Below are 18,055 nucleotides of genomic sequence, written 5' to 3' on the forward strand. Positions count from 1 at the left end.
GTAGGGTGGCAGCCGTACGCGGGGTGAGAGACCGGAGACCTAGGAACCCGGCCAGACCAAAGTCTGCCCGCGCACAGCTGCCATGACAAAGCTGCCATCAGGTCAAGGACGGGCTCTCACACCCGGTCGCCAAATCGACGACTAGGGAAAACTAGCCTTGATGTGCCTTCTCAGCAACGGAGAAAGGGTGGCAGCTTGCGTAGGATAGTTCTGAAAGCATTTAGACTGGAAATTTTTTGACCCATGTGATCGCAGATGAAGGATGGCCGTGTAAGCGCGCCATACCGCTTCGCCAGCAAGGCTGGCTCCTACAAGGATCACCGCGATCCCCTGTAGGAGCCAGCCTTGCTGGCGAAAGGGCCCTCAGTCAATGCCCATGGCTGCGCCCCACATGCGAATGCTCCGCCTCCGGGGCTGTCACCGCACCGTTCACCTCCAGATGCTGCAGGATCGAGCACTGCGTTTCCTGCGCCCGGCAATGCTGGCGCAACTCCAGCAACTGCCCCTGCAATGCCACCAACCCGTCGATGCGCGCCTTCACGTGCTGGATATGCTCGTCGATCAGCGCATTCACGCTTTCACACTGGTCCTCCGGGCTGTCGCGCAGGCGCAGCAGGCTGCGGATCTCTTCCAGGGTCATGTCCAACGTGCGGCAGTTGCGGATGAAGGTCAGCCGCTCCACGTGCGCCTGGGTATACAGCCGGTAGTTGCCCTCGCTGCGCGCAGGCTCTGGCAAGAGGCTTTCACGCTCGTAGTAGCGAATGGTTTCCACCGGGCAGTCGGTGGCCCTGGCCAGCTCTCCGATCTTCATCTGCAAAATACCTCGGTTGGTTGCTTGACCCTATAGTGGCTACAGGGTGTTCACTTGGCAACAGGACCTTTAGGGATGAACCACATGAACCAGCCTGTCAGCCCCGACCACGTCGGCCACGCGCATGATCACAAGCATGAACATAGCCACGATCATGCCCACGACCACGCGGACCACGACCACGCCAGCCCCGCGCCTGCCGCGCCTGCCCACGGCAGCTGCTGCTCCGGCGCCGCCGCACCGGCCCTGGTGCAGCTGCGTGAAACCACCAGCAGCGATGCGCGGCTGAGCCGCTTCCGGATCGAGGCCATGGACTGCCCGACCGAGCAGACCCTGATCCAGAACAAGCTGGGCAAGCTCGACGGCGTCGAGCAGCTGGAATTCAACCTGATCAACCGTATCCTCGGCGTCACGCATACCCACCCCGACACCCGCGGCATCGAGCAGGCGATCACCTCGCTGGGCATGCACGCCGAACCGCTCGACGATGCGGGCGAGGCCGGCAGCGACGCAGGGGCTGCGCCGAAGAAAGCCTGGTGGCCGCTGGCGCTGTCCGGTGTCGCCGCACTCGCCGCCGAGATCGTCCACTTCACCAATGCCGCCCCGGAATGGGCCGTGGCCCTGCTGGCGCTGGCGGCCATCCTCGGCTGCGGCCTGGGCACCTACAAGAAGGGCTGGATTGCCCTGAAGAACCGCAACCTGAACATCAACGCACTGATGAGCATCGCCGTGACCGGCGCCGTGCTGATCGGCCAATGGCCGGAAGCGGCCATGGTGATGGTGCTGTTCACCCTGGCCGAACTGATCGAGGCGCGCTCGCTGGACCGTGCACGCAACGCCATCGGCGGCCTGATGCAACTGGCCCCGGACCTGGCCACCGTGCGCCAGGCCGACGGCCAATGGCAGGAGGTCGACGTGCGCCAGGTGGCCCTTGGCGCCACCGTGCGCGTGCGCCCAGGCGAACGTATCGGCCTGGACGGCGAAGTGCTGCAAGGCCAGTCCAGCATCGACCAGGCGCCGATCACCGGCGAAAGCCTGCCGGTGGAGAAGGGCCCCGGCGACAAGGTGTTCGCCGGCACCATCAACCAGTCCGGTGCGCTGGAGTACCGCGTGACCGCCGCCGCCGGCCAGTCGACCCTGGCCCGCATCATCAAGGCCGTGGAGCAAGCCCAGGGCGCCCGTGCCCCGACCCAGCGCTTCGTCGACCAGTTCTCGCGCATCTACACCCCGGTGGTGTTCGTGCTGGCACTGGCGGTGGCCGTGGTGGCACCGCTGTTCTTCGGCGGCCTGTGGTTCGACTGGATCTACCGTGCGCTGGTGCTGCTGGTGGTGGCGTGCCCGTGCGCGCTGGTGATCTCGACCCCGGTGACCATCGTCAGCGGCCTGGCCGCCGCAGCGCGCAAGGGCATCCTGATCAAGGGCGGCGTGTACCTGGAGGGCGGGCGCAAGCTCAGCTTCCTGGCGCTGGACAAGACCGGCACCATCACCCACGGCAAACCGGTGCAAACCGACTACCACGTGCTCGATGCGCGCTTCGAAGGCCGCGCCCAGCACATCGCCGCGAGCCTGGGCGCTCGTTCCGATCACCCGGTGTCGATGGCCATCGCACAGCAGTACGGCGATCAGCCGCTGGCCGAGGTCAGCGAGTTCCAGGCCCTGATGGGCCGTGGCGTGGGCGGCAGGATCGACGGCGTGCTGTACCACCTGGGCAACCATCGCCTGGTCGAGGAACTGGGCCTGTGCTCGCCCGAACTGGAAGCCCAGCTCGATGAGCTGGAGCGCCAGGGCAAGACCGTGGTGCTGCTGCTCGACGCCTCCGGCCCGCTGGCGCTGTTCGCCGTGGCCGATACGGTCAAGGAAAGCAGCCGCGAGGCGATTGCGCAGTTGCATGCACTGGGTATCAAGACCGTCATGCTCACCGGCGACAATCCGCACACCGCCGAGGCCATCGCCGCGCAGGTGGGCATCGATGAGGCTCGCGGCAACCTGCTGCCGGCCGACAAGCTCAAGGCCATCGAAGACCTGTACGCCCAGGGCCATCGGGTCGGCATGGTCGGCGACGGCATCAACGATGCCCCGGCGCTGGCGCGGGCCGAGATCGGGTTTGCCATGGCGGCGGCCGGTACCGACACCGCCATCGAAACCGCAGACGTGGCACTGATGGATGACGACTTGCGCAAAATCCCGGCGTTCGTCAGGCTCTCGCGGCAAAGCGCGGCGATCCTGGTGCAGAACATCGTTCTGGCCCTGGGCATCAAGGCGATCTTCCTGGCGATCACCTTCACCGGCATGGCGACCTTGTGGATGGCGGTGTTCGCCGACATGGGCGTGAGCTTGCTGGTGGTATTCAACGGCTTGCGCCTGCTCAGAAAGTAAGAGGCGGTATGTTGAGTTCCGAGTTGAAGGCGTTCTACATGGTGGCCCGCCTGGGCAGCATTACCCTGGCGGCGAAGAAACTCGGGCTCAGCCAGCCGACGGTGACCACGCAGATCCGCAACCTGGAGGCCCAGTACGGGGTCGAGCTGTTCTTTCGCGGCGGTCGCCGCCTGACCCTGAGCGACGACGGCACGCGGCTGATGCCGATGGTCAAGGCGCTGATGCAGCAGGAGTCGGATATCGAGTTCTTCCTGCGCAACAGCGGCCAGGGGCAGGGTGGCCTGCGCATTGCGGCCACGGCGCCGTACTACATTCTCGACCTGGTGAAGATCTTCCGCGAGCGCCTGCCGCAGGTGGAGCTGTCGGTGGAGATCGGCAACTCGCAGCAGGTGCTGGAGTGGCTGGAGGATTACCGCGTGGACATGGCCGCCTCGTCACAGCTGGTGGAGGATGCGCGCCTGGTGCGGCGGGTGCTGGGCGTCGACCCGCTGGTGGTGGCAGTGCACCGCAACCACCCCCTGGCCTCGCGTGAGGCGGTGCCGCTGAGTGCGCTGGGCGGGCATTGCCTGCTGATGCGCGAACAGGGCTCGACCACGCGCCGGCTCACCGAGCAGATGCTCGACGAGGCGGGGGTTAAGGTGGGCTCGCTGCTGGAGATCGGCAGCCGCGAATCGATCCGCGAGGCGGTGCTGCGCAACATCGGCATCAGCATCATCGCCCGCCACGAGGTGCCGCATAACCCGGAGCTTAAGGTGCTGGCGCTGGAGGGTGCGCCGGTGATGCATGAGTACCTGTACTGCCTCAAGGAACGCCGCCAGGCGCGGTTGCCTGCTGCCTTTCTCGGCCTGGCCCAGGAAGTATCGGCGTCTGGTCCATAGCCATCGCGGGTCAAGCCCGCTCCCACAAGATCGTTGTGGGAGCGGGCTTGACCCGCGATGGGCTGCGCAGCAGCCCTACAAAATCTGCCTATACCACTATCACCCGCTTTTGCCCCACCGCCACAGAACCTTCGCATTGCCCGCCTAGCATGGCCCTCACTCGTTCAGTGAGGTCCCGGCATGAACAACGCACTCGCAACCCCCGGCGCACAGATGAAAGTGCGCGGCATCCACAAACGCTTCGGCGCCTTCACCGCGCTGCACGACGTGTCCCTGGACATCGCCGCCGGCGAACTGGTGTGCCTGCTCGGCCCCTCCGGCTGCGGCAAGACCACCCTGCTGCGCTGCATCGCCGGGCTCGAACGCCAGGACCGCGGCACCCTCTACATCGGTGACCGCGACATTTCCGAGCTGCCGCCCCAGGCCCGCGACTACGGCATTCTGTTCCAGTCCTACGCGCTGTTCCCCAACCTCACCGTCGAAGCCAACATCGCCTACGGCCTGACCGCCAGCAGCCGCGACGAATCCCGTCAGCGCGTGGCCGACATGCTCGACCTGGTCGGCCTGCGCGGCAGCGAGAAGAAGTACCCCGGCCAGCTCTCCGGCGGCCAGCAACAACGTGTGGCCCTGGCCCGCGCACTCGCTCCGGCACCCTCCTTGCTGCTGCTCGACGAACCCATGTCGGCCCTCGATGCCCGCGTGCGCGACCACCTGTGCAGCGAGCTGCGTCAGTTGCAACGCCAACTTGGCATCACCACCCTGATGGTCACCCACAACCAGGACGAGGCCATGCTCATGGCCGACCGCATCGCGGTGATGAACAACGGCCAGGTCGAACAGTACGACACCCCGCAGGCCATCTACGACAAGCCGGCAACGCCGTTCGTGGCCGAGTTCGTCGGCCAGGGCAACTGGCTGCCATTCCAGCAGCGCAGCGACAGCCATGCCCAGGTGGGTGACATGAACCTGCGCCTGGCCCCTGGTGCGGGCGCGGCCAACAGTGGCCGGTTGTTCTGCCGCCCCGAGGCGATCAGCGTCAACCCGCCGGTGCATGAAGAAAACCTGTTCCCGGCCCGCGTGCGGGAAATCACCTTCCTTGGCAATCGCTGCCGCATGAGTTTCGAGTTCAACCAACTGCCCGGCCACGCACTCACCGCCGAGGTGGCGCCCGAGTCGATGCCGCGCCTGGGCTCGCAGGATATCTGGGTGGCCTTGCCGCCGCGCAGCCTGCAGGTGTTTGCCTGACATGGGCGCGCCGATGAGCCTGCCGATCGCACCTGCGAAGGCCAAGACCACCGGCGGCGTCGCGCTGGGTGATCGCCTGTTCGTGACCGGCGGCAAATGGCTGTTGCTGGTGCTGCTGACCGTCGCGGTGCTGCTGCCGTTGCTGGCGATCTTCTGGCGCGGCTTCAGCAGCGATGCCGGGCAGGGCGGCGGGCTGGTCGCGGCCCGCGAACTGTTCGCCAGCGCCAACTTCCACTGGCTGCTGGGCAACAGCCTCACCGTCGCGCTGAGCGTGGCGGCCATCGTGGTGCCCACCGCCTACCTGTTCGCCTATGCGCTGCAACGCACGCTGATTCCGGGCAAGCGCATATGGCGCGGGATCTCGCTGCTGCCGCTGCTGGCGCCTTCGATGCTGCCGGCCATCGCGCTGGTGTACCTGTTCGGTAACCAGGGCCTGCTGCGCGGGCTGCTCAGCGACAATATCTATGGCTTCTGGGGCATCGTGCTGGGCGAGGCCATCTACACCTTCCCGCATGCGCTGATGATCCTGCTCTCGGCACTGTCGCTGGCCGATGCACGGTTGTTCGATGCGGCCTCCAGCATGGGCGCCGGGCCACGCCGCGCGTTCACCAGCATCACCTGGCCGGCCACGCGCCAGGCCGTGTTCGCCGCGTTCTGCCTGGTGTTCACCCTCACCATCACCGACTTCGGCGTGCCGGTAGTAGTGGGTGGCGACTACCAGGTGCTGGCGCTGGAAGCCTACAAGGCGGTGGTGGGCCAGCAGCAGTTCGGCCGTGGTGCACTGATCGGCATGGTGCTGCTGGTGCCGGCGCTGCTCAGCTTTGCGGTGGATGCCTGGCTGCGCCGGCGCCAGGGCGATGCCATGAGCGGTCGCGCCCAGGTGTTCGAGCCGGCCCCCAGCCGCCGGCGTGATGCGTGCTTCCTGGCCATCGTGCTGCTGGTGTGCGTCATTCTGCTGCTGGTGGTGGGCATGGCGGTGTACTCCTCGCTGGTCAAGTTCTGGCCCTACAACCTGTCGCTGTCGCTCAAGCACTACCAGTTCGACGACACCGCCGGCGGCGGCTGGCTGGCCTACCGCAACAGCATCACCATGGCGCTGGGCACCGCCCTGATCGGCAGCGCGGTGATCTTCAGCGGCGCCTACCTGATGGAGAAGACCAGAGGCCGTCTCAACCTGCTGCTGCGCCTGCTCAGCTTCGTGCCGATGGCCGTACCCGGGTTGGTGCTGGGGTTGGGCTACGTGTTCTTCTTCAACCTGCCGGGCAACCCGCTGCATGTGTTCTACGGCAGCATGACGCTGCTGGTGGTGTGCACCATCGCGCACTACCTGACCACCGCGCAGATGACCGCCACCACTGCACTGCGCCAGCTCGACAGCGAGTTCGAGGCCGCCGCGCTGTCGCTCAAGGCCCCGCTGTACCGCCACTTTGCGCGGGTTACCGTGCCGATCTGCCTGCCAGCGCTGCTGGACATCATCCGCTACCTGTTCGTCTCGGCGATGACCACCGTGTCGGCGGCCATCTTCCTCTACAGCCCCGACACCATCCTGGCCGCGGTAGCGGTACTGAACATGGACGATGCCGGCAACGTCGGCGGCGCCGCCGCCATGTCCACCCTGATCCTGCTGACCAGCGCCGGCGTGTCACTGCTGCTGGCGTGGGCCTCGCGTGGCCTGCTCAAACGCTCCCAGGCCTGGCGCCAGCGCGCGCCGGGCCACTGATTGCTCTTCCAACCCTGTACTGCTCAAAGGAACCGCACCATGTTCAAGCCACTTGCTCTTGCCGCTGCCGTGCTCGCTGCCGTGACCGTGCAGGCCCAGGCCGCCGACACCCAGCTCACCGTGTACACCGCGCTGGAGGCCGAACAGCTCAAGACCTACAAGCAGGCCTTCGAAAAGGCCAACCCGGATATCGAGATCAAGTGGGTGCGTGACTCCACCGGCATCATCACCGCCAAGCTGCTGGCCGAGAAGGATCGCCCGCAGGCCGACGCGGTGTGGGGCCTGGCGGCGTCGAGCCTGGCGATCCTCGACCAGCAGGGCATGCTGCAGACCTATGCCCCCAAGGACCTGGACAAGATCGGCGCCAACTACCGCGATGCGGCCAACCCGCCGGCGTGGGTGGGCATGGACGTGTGGGCGGCGACCATCTGCTTCAACACCATCGAGGCCGAGAAGCAGGGGCTGAGCAAGCCGGTGAGCTGGCAGGACCTGACCAAGCCCGAGTACAAGGGCAAGATCGTGATGCCCAACCCGGCCTCGTCCGGCACCGGTTTTCTGGATGTGAGCGCATGGCTGCAGACCTTCGGCGAGAAGCAGGGCTGGCAGTACATGGACGAGCTGCACCAGAACATCGGCCAGTACGTGCACTCCGGTTCCAAGCCGTGCAAGCTGGCGGCGGCGGGAGAGTTCCCGATCGGCATCTCGTTCGAGTACCCGGCTGTGCAGCTCAAGCGCCAGGGCGCGCCGCTGGATATCGTGCTGCCCAAGGAAGGCCTGGGCTGGGAGATCGAGGCCACTGCGCTGATCAAGGGCAGTCAGCATGAAGCCGCGGCCAAGCGCCTGGCCGACTTCTCGGCGAGCCCGGCGGCGATGGAGCTGTACAAGGAGAACTTCGCGGTGCTGGCGCAGCCGGGCATTGCCAAGCCGCAGACCGAGTTGCCGGCCGATTACGAGCAGCGTCTGATCAAGAACGACTTCGGCTGGGCATCGAAGAACCGCGACAGCATTCTGGCCGAGTGGCGCAAGCGCTATGACGGCAAGTCGGAGAAGGTGGCGCAGCAGTAAATCCGCTTCGCTCCCTTCGCCGGCAAGGCCGGCTCCTACAGGTCTGCGCCGTCTGTAGGAGCCGGCCTTGCCGGCGAAAGTCGCACCACCATCTCAAGGGAACCCCCATGTCAGACTTTCTCATCGTCGGCGCCGGCATCCTCGGCCTGTCCCACGCCTACGCCGCAGCCCGGCGCGGCCTGCGGGTCAAGGTGTTCGAACGCAGCGCCACCCCGCTGGGCGCCTCCATTCGCAACTTCGGCCAGGCCCTGGTCAGCGGCCAGCCACCCGGCCAGATGCTCGAACTGGCCAAGGCCAGCCGCGGCATCTGGGCCCACTGGGCCGAGCACGCCGGCTTTGCGCTCAAGCGCAACGGCTCGCTGTTGCTGGCCCGCACCGCGCTGGAGCAAGACCTGCTCGAAGCCTTCTGCAACGGGCGTGCACTCGAGCACGGCTACCCGGTCGAACTGCTGCAGGGCGCCGCGCTCGATGCGCTGTACGACGGCCAGTTCCGCCATCATCGCGCCGCCCTGCGTGGGCTGGACGATCAGCAGGTGTACTCGCGCGAGGCCATCCCTGCGCTGGTCAACTACCTGCGCGAGCAACTGGGCGTCGAGTTCCACTTTTCCACGCTGGTGCGCGAGGTGGAGCCGGGGTTTCTGACCACCACCGCCGGTCGCTTCAGCGGCGAGCACATCGTGGTGTGCAGCGGGCACGACTACCAGACGCTGCTCGCCGAGCCGATGGCGCAGTTACAGCCGCAGGTATGTCGCCTGCAGATGCTGCGCGCCCGGCCATGCTTCGGCCTGGACCTGAAGCATTCGCTGCTGACCGGGTTGAGCTGCCTGCATTACGGGGCGTATGCCGACCTGCCGCAGGCGCAGGCCCTGCGCGCCGAGGTACAGGCCGGCAGCCCGCACCTGCTGGAAAACGGCATTCACCTGTTGATCAGCCCGACGCCCCATGGCGAGCTGATCATCGGCGATTCGCATGCCTACGGCAGTGATGCGTCGCCGTTCAATGCCGAGCAGGTGGACAACTGGATGATCGAGCTGGCCGAGCAGACGCTGGGTGGGCGCATCGAGGTGCTGGAGCGCTGGCAGGGGGTGTACGGCTCGGGTGGGCCGGGGCCGTTTTCGCTGCTGGCGGTAGCGCCGGGGGTGAGTGCGGCGCTGATGCACAGCGGGGTGGGGATGAGCGTTGGGCCGGCGTTGGCGGAGGGGCATGTTGCACGTCTGATCTGAGACCGCTTTCGCCGGCAAGGCCGGCTCCTACAGAACCACACGGCACCTGTAGGAGCCGGCCTTGCCGGCGAAGAGGCCCTAAAGCTCCTGCACAAGACTGTCGATCTGCTCCTGCCGCTCCGCCTGCCCGAGCTTGGCCCCTGGGTTCATCGACGACCACTGCGGGTGCGCCCGCGCCTTGCTCAGCGCCTCCGGCAACTTGCCCTCGCGCCAGCCCTTGTCGCTGGGCAACGTCAGCTTGATGCGAGCTGTCGCCGCATGCCCGCGCCCCTCCAGCGCCGCCAGCAACTGACGCTGACGCAACGCCAGCAAACGCAGCACCCCGTCGTCCACCGTCAGTTCATGCTGGCCCTTCAGCTTGCCCATCAGCCGCGAACCGTAACTGCGTGCCGTCTGCAGCGCACCCCCGGCAATCGCCCCGGCCAGTGCGGCCGCCCCCAGGGTAATGCCGCCGACCAGCAGGTCGACCCCGGCACCGGCCGCGGCGCCCGCGGCAACCCCGCTGCCCAGGCGCACGCCCAGCAATTTCAGGGTCTCGGGGTTGAACAGGTCATCGCCCCAGCGCCCGTCCAGCAGCGGTAGCTCGCCGGTGTTGGCGTCGTCCTTGCGAAACGCATACAGCTTGAGCAGCGCCTCGACGCAGCGTTGTTCACGCTGGCGAATCACCTGATGCAGCTCGCTGATCGCCGCTGCCTCGGCCTCCGGCCTGGCGATCACGCTACGCCGGCACGCCGCGCAATCGAGCAGCAGTTCGGCAATCAGGCGCTTGGCGCTGTGCTGGCGTGCCACACGCTGGGCCTGCTGGTCATCGATAAGGCGCTGCAAGGCCGGGCGCGCATTCTCCAGCAGCAAGGCCAGGCTTTCGTACAGGCGCTGCTCGCCATCCTGCGGCGGGGCCACGCTGTCGAAGCGCACCAGTGCGTGCAGCCCCAGGCGTGCCAGGGCCTCGCGCCAGTCCGGCTCGCGATGCTCGTTGCTGGCCACGAAGTTGAGCACCGGCAGCAGCGGTTTGCCGCAACCGGCCAGCACTTCCAGTTCATCGCGGTACTTGGCCAGCACCGGCTCGCGGGCGTCGATCACGTACAGCCCGGCATCACTGGCCAGCAGCTGGCGCAACACCTTGGCCTCCTGCTCGAAGCGCTGGCGCGCCTCGTTGCCTTGCAGAAAACGCTCGACCCGCGCCGGGCCGTCCAGCCGCTCACCGGGCCGATCGAGACGCTCCAGGTAATCGAGCAGCGCGATGGCATCCTCCAGGCCCGGGGTGTCGTACAGCTCCAGCAGCGGCTCGCCCTCCACCGACAGCCGTGCGCCTTCCACATGACGGGTGGTGCTGGGGCGGTGCGAGACTTCGCCGAAACCCACGTCGCGGGTGAGCGTGCGCAGCAGCGAGGTCTTGCCGACGTTGGTGTGGCCGACCACGGCCAGTTTCAACGGCTTAGTCATGGCCATGCTCCAGCCAGTTGAGGGGGGCACTGTCGGCGTACGCCAGGCCCAGTTGCTCCAGCGCCTGGTGCCAGTCGCCCAGGCGGTCGGCGTCCAGTGCCTGGCCGGGTGGCGCCTGCAACAGCCAGATGCGCGTGGCCCCGGCGCTGCGCGCAAGCTCGGCCAGCAGCGCCAGGCTGCCCCGGTCGGGCGAGCGGCGCGGGTCGCAGGCGATGGCCAGGCGCGCGGGCGGGAAGCGGCTCAGCTGTTCGAGCAGCCTGTTGCGTGATTCGCGGCTGTCGAGGATACCGGCGTTGGTCACCGAGGCTGGCAGGGCGGGCGGCCAGGGGCGCTGGTCGTCGAGCTCCAGGCCCACCAGCAAGGCGCCCTCGGCCGGTGCGTCGCCTTCGCTGCGGGTGATTTCGGGCAAGGCCTGCGGGGCAGGGTCGTTGACCCCCAGGCGTTCGCTGCTGGGCATCAGCACGTCGCGCAGGGCGCTGTAGCCGGGCAGGTTGAGGTCCAGGCCCAGGCGCCGGCGCCCGCTGTGCCAGCGCCACAGGCACAGGGCCGCGAGCACCAGCCGCGGCAGCAGGCCGTACACCACCAGCACGCCGAGCATCCAGCCGGCCCACGACTGGCGTGCCAGCTCCAGCGCCGGTTGGCTGGCGCCGCTGGCGCGGATCATGGCCGCGTCCGGCACGCTGAAACCCAGCAGCGCGGGCAGGGTGCCGAGGGCCTGGGTCAGGCCGACAAAGGTGTCGGGGTCGAGGATGGTGGTTTCCCACACAAAGCCATAACGCCGGGTGGCCAGCAGCATCAACATCACCACCAGGGCGCTGGCCAGCGCCAGCAGCCACAGGCCGTGCACCAGCAGGCCGAGCAGCCAGCGGTTGAGGCGCTGGCGTTGCAGCAGCACCAGCAGGGCCGGGGCCAGGTGCGCGGCCTTGGCATCGCGGGCGAACTTTTCGCTCAGCCATAGCCACAGCCGCCCCAGGCTGGCGCCATGGTCGCCGGCCAGGGCAAAGCCCAGAGCCCAGCTCAGCAGCATCAGCAGGTTAAGCCCCAGCAGGCTGCCCAGCGCCCAGAACACGTTGACCGGGCGCTGGCCGTCGCCCAGCCCGGCGAAGGCCAGGCCGGCGCCGCTGAGCACGGCGAGCAGCAGCAGGGCCAGCAGCGCCAGGCGCGCCCCGGCTTTCCAGCGCCCCAGCGCGGCGCGCAGGCCGTCGCGTTCGGCCAGCCACAGGGCGCGGTGTTCGATGCGTGCAGCCAGGTCGCCGCCTTGCTGGCGCGCACGGCGGTTGGCTTCCTGGTCTTCCAGCGCGCCGGCATGTTCTTCACGCAGGCGCACGGCTTCGGTGAGCCAGCGTTTGTCCAGGTCAGTCAGTCCAGTCACACCCAGCTTCCATTGATCAAAACTGCCCAAAGCATAACCCACGCATCGGCCAGCGGGCTTTGCTATCCTCGCGGGCATGAAAACATCACTGCCTCTCAGCCTGATCGCGGCCCTCGCCGAGAACCGCGTCATCGGCATCGACAACAGCATGCCCTGGCATTTGCCGGGGGATTTCAAGTATTTCAAGGCCACCACGTTGGGCAAGCCGATCATCATGGGTCGCAAGACCTGGGATTCGCTGGGGCGCCCGTTACCGGGGCGTCTGAACCTGGTGGTCAGCCGTCAGCCGGGCCTGGTGCTGGAGGGCGCCGAGGTGTTCGGTTCGCTGGATGAGGCCATCGTGCGGGCCGAGCAGTGGGCGCTGGAGCACGGTGTGAACGAGCTGATGCTGATCGGCGGTGCGCAGCTGTACGGTCAGGCGTTGGAACGCGGGCTGGCGGATCGCCTGTACCTGACGCGGGTCGAGCTCAGCCCGGTGGGGGATGCGTGGTTCCCTGAAGTGGATGCGCAGCAGTGGGCGATGAAATCGACCCAGGCCAATGCGGCTGAAGGGGACAAGCCGGCTTATCACTTCGAGGTGTGGGAGCGGCGTTGATGCATTCGCCGGCAAGGCCGGCTCCTACACGATTGCTGTAGGAGCCGGCCTTGCTGGCGAAGGGGCCTTCAGCTATGCGTCAACTGCGCATGCTCATCGGCCTCCAGCAGCACCTTGTCGGTCTGCCCCATGGCCTGGCTGGTCAGGGTACCGGCCACCATTGCACCACTCACGTTCAGTGCCGTGCGGCCCATGTCGATCAGCGGCTCGACCGAGATCAGCAGCGCCACCAGCTCCACCGGCAGGCCCATCGCCGGCAGCACGATCAGCGCGGCGAAGGTCGCACCGCCACCCACCCCGGCCACCCCGGCCGAACTCAGGGTCACGATGGCCACCAGCGTGGCGATCCACAGCGGGTCGAGCGGGTCGATGCCCACCGCCGGGGCCACCATCACCGCCAGCATCGCCGGGTACAGGCCTGCGCAACCGTTCTGGCCGATGGTCGCGCCGAACGAGGCGGCAAAGCTGGCAATCGCCTGAGGGATGCCCAGGCGACGGGTTTGCGCCTCGATGCTCAGCGGAATGCTCGCCGCACTGGAGCGGCTGGTGAAGGCAAAGGTCAGCACCGGCCATACCTTGCGGAAAAACCGCAGCGGGTTGACCCCGCCCAGGCCCAGCAGCACACCGTGCACCACGAACATCAGGCCCAGGCCGATGTACGACACCACCACGAAACTGCCCAGCTTGAGAATGTCGTCCAGGTTCGAGCTGGCCACCACCTTGGTCATCAGCGCCAGCACGCCATACGGGGTGAGCTTCATCACCAGGCGTACCAGGCGCATCACCCAGGCCTGCAGGGTGTCGATGGCCACCAGCGCACGGTTGCCCTTGTCGGCGTCGTCCTTGAGCAGTTGCAAGGCGGCCACACCGAGGAACGCGGCGAAGATCACCACGCTGATGATCGAGGTCGGCTTGGCCCGGGCCAGGTCGCCCACCGGGTTGGTGGGGATGAACGACAGCAGCAGTTGCGGGATGTTGAGGTCGGCGACCTTGCCCGCGTAGTCACTCTGGATGGTCTGCATGCGCGCGGTTTCCTGCACGCCGGCCACCAGGCCTTCGGCGCTGAGGCCGAACAGGTTGGTCAGGCCGATGCCGATCAACGCGGCGATGGCCGTGGTGAACAGCAGGGTGCCGATGGTCAGGAAACTGATCTTGCCCAGCGACGAGGCGTTGTGCAGGCGTGCCACGGCGCTGAGGATCGAGACGAAGATCAGCGGCATGACGATCATCTGCAGCAGGCCCACATAGCCGTTGCCGACCAGGTCGAGCCAACTGATGGTGCTTTTCAGGACCGGGCTGCCGGCACCGTAGATGGCATGCAGGGCACTGCCGAACAGCACGCCGACGATCAGGCCGACCAGCACTTTCTTGGCCAGGCTCCAGGAGGTCTTGCTGGTTTGCGCCAGGCCCAGCAGCAAGGCTGCGAACACCAGCAGGTTGAGAAACAGCGGCAGGTTCATTGAAGCTCCAGACAAAGGGCGGGGCGTCGCGTCTGTGCGCGATTGCGAACAGAAATGCTAACAGCCTGAAAAACAACGAAATTAGATCTAAATGGAATTTAGATAGATGGTTTTGGAATAACCATATTCCTCGGCAAGCAAAGACGGACGAAAACAGATGCGGGGCTAGGGTGTAAGGGGCAGATGTTGCCGCTCTCTGTACCGGCCTCTTCGCCGGCAACGCCGGCTCCTACGGGGCCACGGCGTCTGTAGGAGCCGGCGTTGCCGGCGAACACCGCACCGCAGGCAAAAAAAACCGGCGCCTGGGCGCCGGTTCTTTATTTTGCCAGACCTTACAGACCGTCCAGCATGGCCTTGTTGCGCACCGCGCCCTTGTCGGCACTGGTGGCGAGCAGGGCGTAGGCCTTGAGTGCGGTGGTCACCTTGCGCGGACGCTGCTCGACCGGCTTCCAGCCCTTCTTGTCCTGCTCGACACGCCGCGCCGCCAGCTCTTCATCGCTGACCAGCAGGTTGATCGAACGGTTGGGAATGTCGATCAGCACCTTGTCGCCGTCGCGCACCAGGCCAATCGCGCCGCCTGCTGCCGCTTCCGGCGAAGCATGGCCGATGGACAGGCCCGAGGTGCCGCCCGAGAAGCGCCCGTCGGTCAGCAGCGCACAGGCTTTGCCCAGGCCCTTGGACTTCAGGTAAGAGGTCGGGTACAGCATCTCCTGCATGCCCGGGCCGCCTTTTGGCCCCTCGTAGCGGATGATCACGATGTCGCCGGCCTGCACTTCGTCGGCCAGAATGCCGCGTACCGCGCTGTCCTGGCTTTCGAAGATCTTGGCGTTGCCTTCGAACACATGGATCGACTCGTCGACGCCTGCGGTCTTCACCACGCAGCCATCCAGCGCGATGTTGCCGTACAGCACGGCCAGGCCGCCTTCCTTGGAGTAGGCGTGCTCAAAGCTGCGGATGCAGCCGTTCTCGCGGTCGTCATCCAGGGTTTCCCAACGGGTCGACTGGCTGAACGCGGTCTGGGTCGGGATGCCGGCCGGGCCGGCCTTGAAGAAGTGGTGCACCGCTTCGTCGTCGGTCTGGGTGATGTCCCACTTGGCGATGGCTTCTTCCATGCTGCGGCTGTGCACGGTCGGCAGGTCGGTGTGCAGCAGGCCGCCACGGGCCAGCGAACCGAGGATGCTGAAGATGCCGCCGGCGCGGTGCACGTCTTCCATGTGGTACTTCTGGATGTTCGGCGCCACCTTGCACAGCTGCGGCACGCTGCGCGACAACCGGTCGATGTCGCGCAGGTCGAAGTCGATCTCGGCTTCCTGGGCGGCGGCCAGCAGGTGCAGGATGGTGTTGGTCGAGCCGCCCATGGCGATGTCGAGCATCATGGCGTTCTCGAACGCCTTGAAGTTGGCGATGTTGCGCGGCAGTACCGACTCGTCGTTCTCGCCGTAGTAGCGCTGGCACAGTTCGACGATGGTGCGGCCGGCCTTGAGGAACAGCTCTTCGCGGTCGCTGTGGGTGGCCAGGGTCGAACCGTTGCCCGGCAGGGCCAGGCCCAGGGCTTCGGTCAGGCAGTTCATGGAGTTGGCGGTGAACATGCCGGAGCACGAACCGCAGGTAGGGCAGGCGCTGCGCTCGTATTCGGCGACCTTTTCGTCACTGGCCGAGCTGTCGGCGGCGATCACCATGGCGTCGACCAGGTCCAGGCCGTGGCTGGCCAGCTTGGTCTTGCCGGCTTCCATCGGGCCGCCGGACACGAAGATCACCGGGATGTTCAGGCGCAGGGCGGCCATCAGCATGCCGGGGGTGATCTTGTCGCAGTTGGAGATGCACACGATGGCGTCGGCGCAGTGGGCGTTGACCATGTACTCGACCGAGTCGGCGATGATCTCGCGACTGGGCAGCGAGTACAGCATGCCGTCGTGGCCCATGGCGATGCCGTCATCCACGGCGATGGTGTTGAATTCCTTGGCCACGCCACCGGCGCGCTCGATCTCGCGGGCCACCAGCTGGCCCAGGTCCTTCAGGTGCACGTGGCCCGGGACGAACTGGGTGAAGGAGTTGGCGATGGCGATGATCGGCTTCTTGAAGTCGGCATCTTTCATGCCGGTAGCGCGCCACAGGGCGCGTGCGCCGGCCATGTTGCGACCGTGGGTGGACGTTTTCGAGCGGTAATCAGGCATGAAGCACTCCTGGCGGCTAATCAGGTAACAAAAAGGGGAGTGAGCTTCTCTTGTCCTTTGCACCGAAGGCAGGTGGCCGCTGGTACGGATGAGGCCGAAAACACCACGGGATCGCCGAGGGCTCGACCAGAGCTCATAAACCCGCCGGGGATGACTGGCGATGAATAGGCCGATTCTACACCGCTGGCGGCGGGAAGGAATGGCGCATTGGGCGGTTGGGCGTTTTCGCTGCGCGCGGGCCGCCCAACCGCCATGGCGTTCAGCCGGCCTCGGAGAAGTGCACCAGCTTCACGCGCTTGCGAAAGCCGCCGGTCAGCACGCCCAGATACACCAGGCCGAGGGTGAACCAGGTCATGCCGATGGTCAGGGTCAGTGCCGACAGGCTGGTCCACAGCCACAGTGTGAGGCTCATGCCCACCAGCGGCACCACGCCGTAACGCAGCAGCCCCGAGAGGTTGCGGTGGCAGGCTTGATCGACCAGGTGCGTGCGCACCACCGCCAGGTTCACCGCCGAGAACGCCACCAGCGCGCCAAAGCTGATCAGCGAGGCCAGGGTGGTCAGGTCGATCACCAGTGCCAGCAGGGAGAACACCGATACCACCAGGGTGGCGAACACCGGGGTGCCGAAGCGTGGCGAAAGGCGCCCGAACCAGCGCCGTGGCAGCACCTGGTCGCGGCCCATGGTGTACAGGATGCGCGACACCGCAGCCTGCGAGGCCAGTGCCGAACCCAGGCTGCCGGCCACGAAGGCCGCGGTGAAGAAGTTGGCGAGGAACTGCCCGCCGGCCTTGAACATCACTTCATTGGCTGCCGCATCGACGTTGGCGAAGTGGCTGCCCGGCAGTACCAGCTGGCTGATGTAGGCCAGCACGGTGAACAGCAGCCCGGCGCCCAGGGTGGTGAGCAGGATGGCGCGCGGCACATCGCGTTGCGGGTCGCGGGTTTCCTCGGCAAGGGTCGATACCGCGTCGAAGCCCAGGAAGGACAGGCACAGTACCGCTGCCCCGGTCATCAGGTGGCTGAACCCGGGCCGGGTGCCGTCACCGAGCAGGGGCGACAGCAGGTCGATAGGCGCGCCGTGCAGGCTCTTGATCGACAGCGCGGCGAACACGCCGATGAAGATGATCTGCGCGCCCACGATCAGGTTGCTGGCCTTGGCCACCGAATGGATGCCGATCACGTTGAGCACGGTCACCAGGGCGATGGCGGCGACGATGATGCCCCACACCGGCAGTGCCGGGAAGGCGATGTTGAGGAACAGCCCGATCAGCAGGTAGTTGATCATCGGGATGAACAGGTAGTCGAGCAGCAGCGACCAGCCGGCCAGAAATCCGATGTTGGGGCCGAACGCCAGGTGGGTATAGGAGTAGGCCGAGCCCGCCACCGGGAAGCGTTTGACCATGAAGCTGTAGGACGTCGCGGTGAACAGCATGGCCAGCAGGGTCACCAGGTAGGCGCCTGCGGTGCGGCCACCGGTGAGTTCGGTGACGATGCCGTAGGTGGTGAAGATGGTCAGCGGCACCATGTACACCAGGCCGAAGAACACCAGGGCGGGCAGCCCCAGCACGCGGCGCAGTCGAGCGGTATCTGAAGTGCCAGGATGAGAGCGGTCGATAGAGGACATGGGTCGAACCTGCATTGTTTTTATTTTGATTGAGTCGATTTTTATCTGCTTATGTCGCCTGGATCAATG

At 66.5% G+C, this 18,055-nt stretch carries 13 protein-coding genes; 7 read left to right on the forward strand and 6 right to left on the reverse strand.

The genetic code is table 11. The features are described from left to right. Positions 1-367: 367 nt before the first annotated feature. Positions 368-811 carry a Cd(II)/Pb(II)-responsive transcriptional regulator gene (cadR, locus tag V9K84_RS23235; protein WP_043863455.1) on the reverse strand — a complete coding sequence of 148 codons (444 nt, stop codon included), beginning with the start codon at positions 809-811 and terminating at the stop codon, positions 368-370. A gap of 84 nt (positions 812-895) precedes the next feature. Here cadR and V9K84_RS23240 point away from each other — a divergent pair, with 84 nt between their 5' ends. The 6 genes from V9K84_RS23240 to V9K84_RS23265 all read left to right on the forward strand — a co-directional run bounded on the left by V9K84_RS23240 (position 896) and on the right by V9K84_RS23265 (position 9,318). After that, positions 896-3,187, forward strand: coding sequence for a heavy metal translocating P-type ATPase (locus V9K84_RS23240; RefSeq protein WP_088514661.1), 2,292 nt, complete (start codon positions 896-898; stop codon positions 3,185-3,187). Positions 3,188-3,195: 8 nt separating this feature from the next. Next, positions 3,196-4,065, forward strand: a complete 870-nt coding sequence (locus V9K84_RS23245; protein WP_043863456.1) for a LysR family transcriptional regulator — start codon at positions 3,196-3,198, stop codon at positions 4,063-4,065. A 180-nt stretch (positions 4,066-4,245) separates the two neighbouring features. Further along, a complete protein-coding gene (locus V9K84_RS23250) occupies positions 4,246-5,310 on the forward strand; it encodes a putative 2-aminoethylphosphonate ABC transporter ATP-binding protein (protein ID WP_058541770.1) in 1,065 nt (354 codons plus the stop codon). 1 nt (position 5,311) lies between these two features. Then, complete coding sequence (locus tag V9K84_RS23255; RefSeq protein WP_088514638.1) at positions 5,312-7,030, forward strand: putative 2-aminoethylphosphonate ABC transporter permease subunit; 1,719 nt, start codon at positions 5,312-5,314, stop codon at positions 7,028-7,030. A gap of 39 nt (positions 7,031-7,069) precedes the next feature. Continuing rightward, positions 7,070-8,095: a putative 2-aminoethylphosphonate ABC transporter substrate-binding protein gene (locus tag V9K84_RS23260; RefSeq protein WP_054915526.1), complete on the forward strand. Its 1,026-nt coding sequence runs from the start codon at positions 7,070-7,072 to the stop codon at positions 8,093-8,095. Positions 8,096-8,202: 107 nt separating this feature from the next. Further along, the gene (locus V9K84_RS23265) at positions 8,203-9,318 is read left to right on the forward strand and encodes a TIGR03364 family FAD-dependent oxidoreductase (RefSeq protein WP_088514639.1); all 1,116 of its coding nucleotides are present in this window, start codon (positions 8,203-8,205) and stop codon (positions 9,316-9,318) included. 78 nt (positions 9,319-9,396) lie between these two features. On the opposite strand, the gene V9K84_RS23270 is transcribed toward V9K84_RS23265, so the two are convergent. Continuing rightward, positions 9,397-10,761 carry a DUF3482 domain-containing protein gene (locus V9K84_RS23270; RefSeq protein ID WP_058541772.1) on the reverse strand — a complete coding sequence of 455 codons (1,365 nt, stop codon included), beginning with the start codon at positions 10,759-10,761 and terminating at the stop codon, positions 9,397-9,399. Next, positions 10,754-12,133: a DUF2868 domain-containing protein gene (locus V9K84_RS23275; protein ID WP_088514640.1), complete on the reverse strand. Its 1,380-nt coding sequence runs from the start codon at positions 12,131-12,133 to the stop codon at positions 10,754-10,756. The genes V9K84_RS23270 and V9K84_RS23275 overlap by 8 nt, the downstream gene beginning before the upstream one ends. Positions 12,134-12,209: 76 nt before the next feature. On the opposite strand from V9K84_RS23275, the gene V9K84_RS23280 reads away from it, so the two are divergent. Further along, complete coding sequence (locus tag V9K84_RS23280; RefSeq protein WP_043860005.1) at positions 12,210-12,728, forward strand: dihydrofolate reductase; 519 nt, start codon at positions 12,210-12,212, stop codon at positions 12,726-12,728. A gap of 68 nt (positions 12,729-12,796) precedes the next feature. Here the strand turns inward: V9K84_RS23280 and V9K84_RS23285 are convergent, their stop codons facing one another. From V9K84_RS23285 to V9K84_RS23295, 3 genes are all read right to left on the reverse strand, one after another. After that, positions 12,797-14,188 (reverse strand): L-cystine transporter, encoded by a 1,392-nt coding sequence (locus V9K84_RS23285; RefSeq protein ID WP_058541775.1) that lies wholly within the window; start codon positions 14,186-14,188, stop codon positions 12,797-12,799. Positions 14,189-14,520: 332 nt separating this feature from the next. Then, positions 14,521-16,362 carry a dihydroxy-acid dehydratase gene (gene ilvD / locus V9K84_RS23290; protein ID WP_043860003.1) on the reverse strand — a complete coding sequence of 614 codons (1,842 nt, stop codon included), beginning with the start codon at positions 16,360-16,362 and terminating at the stop codon, positions 14,521-14,523. A 259-nt stretch (positions 16,363-16,621) separates the two neighbouring features. Further along, the gene (locus tag V9K84_RS23295) at positions 16,622-17,986 is read right to left on the reverse strand and encodes an APC family permease (protein WP_043860002.1); all 1,365 of its coding nucleotides are present in this window, start codon (positions 17,984-17,986) and stop codon (positions 16,622-16,624) included. Between the last annotated feature and the right edge of the window lie 69 nt (positions 17,987-18,055).

The sequence above is a fragment of the Pseudomonas sp. AE27 genome (genome assembly GCF_037113495.1).
Taxonomy (GTDB): domain Bacteria; phylum Pseudomonadota; class Gammaproteobacteria; order Pseudomonadales; family Pseudomonadaceae; genus Aquipseudomonas; species Aquipseudomonas palmensis.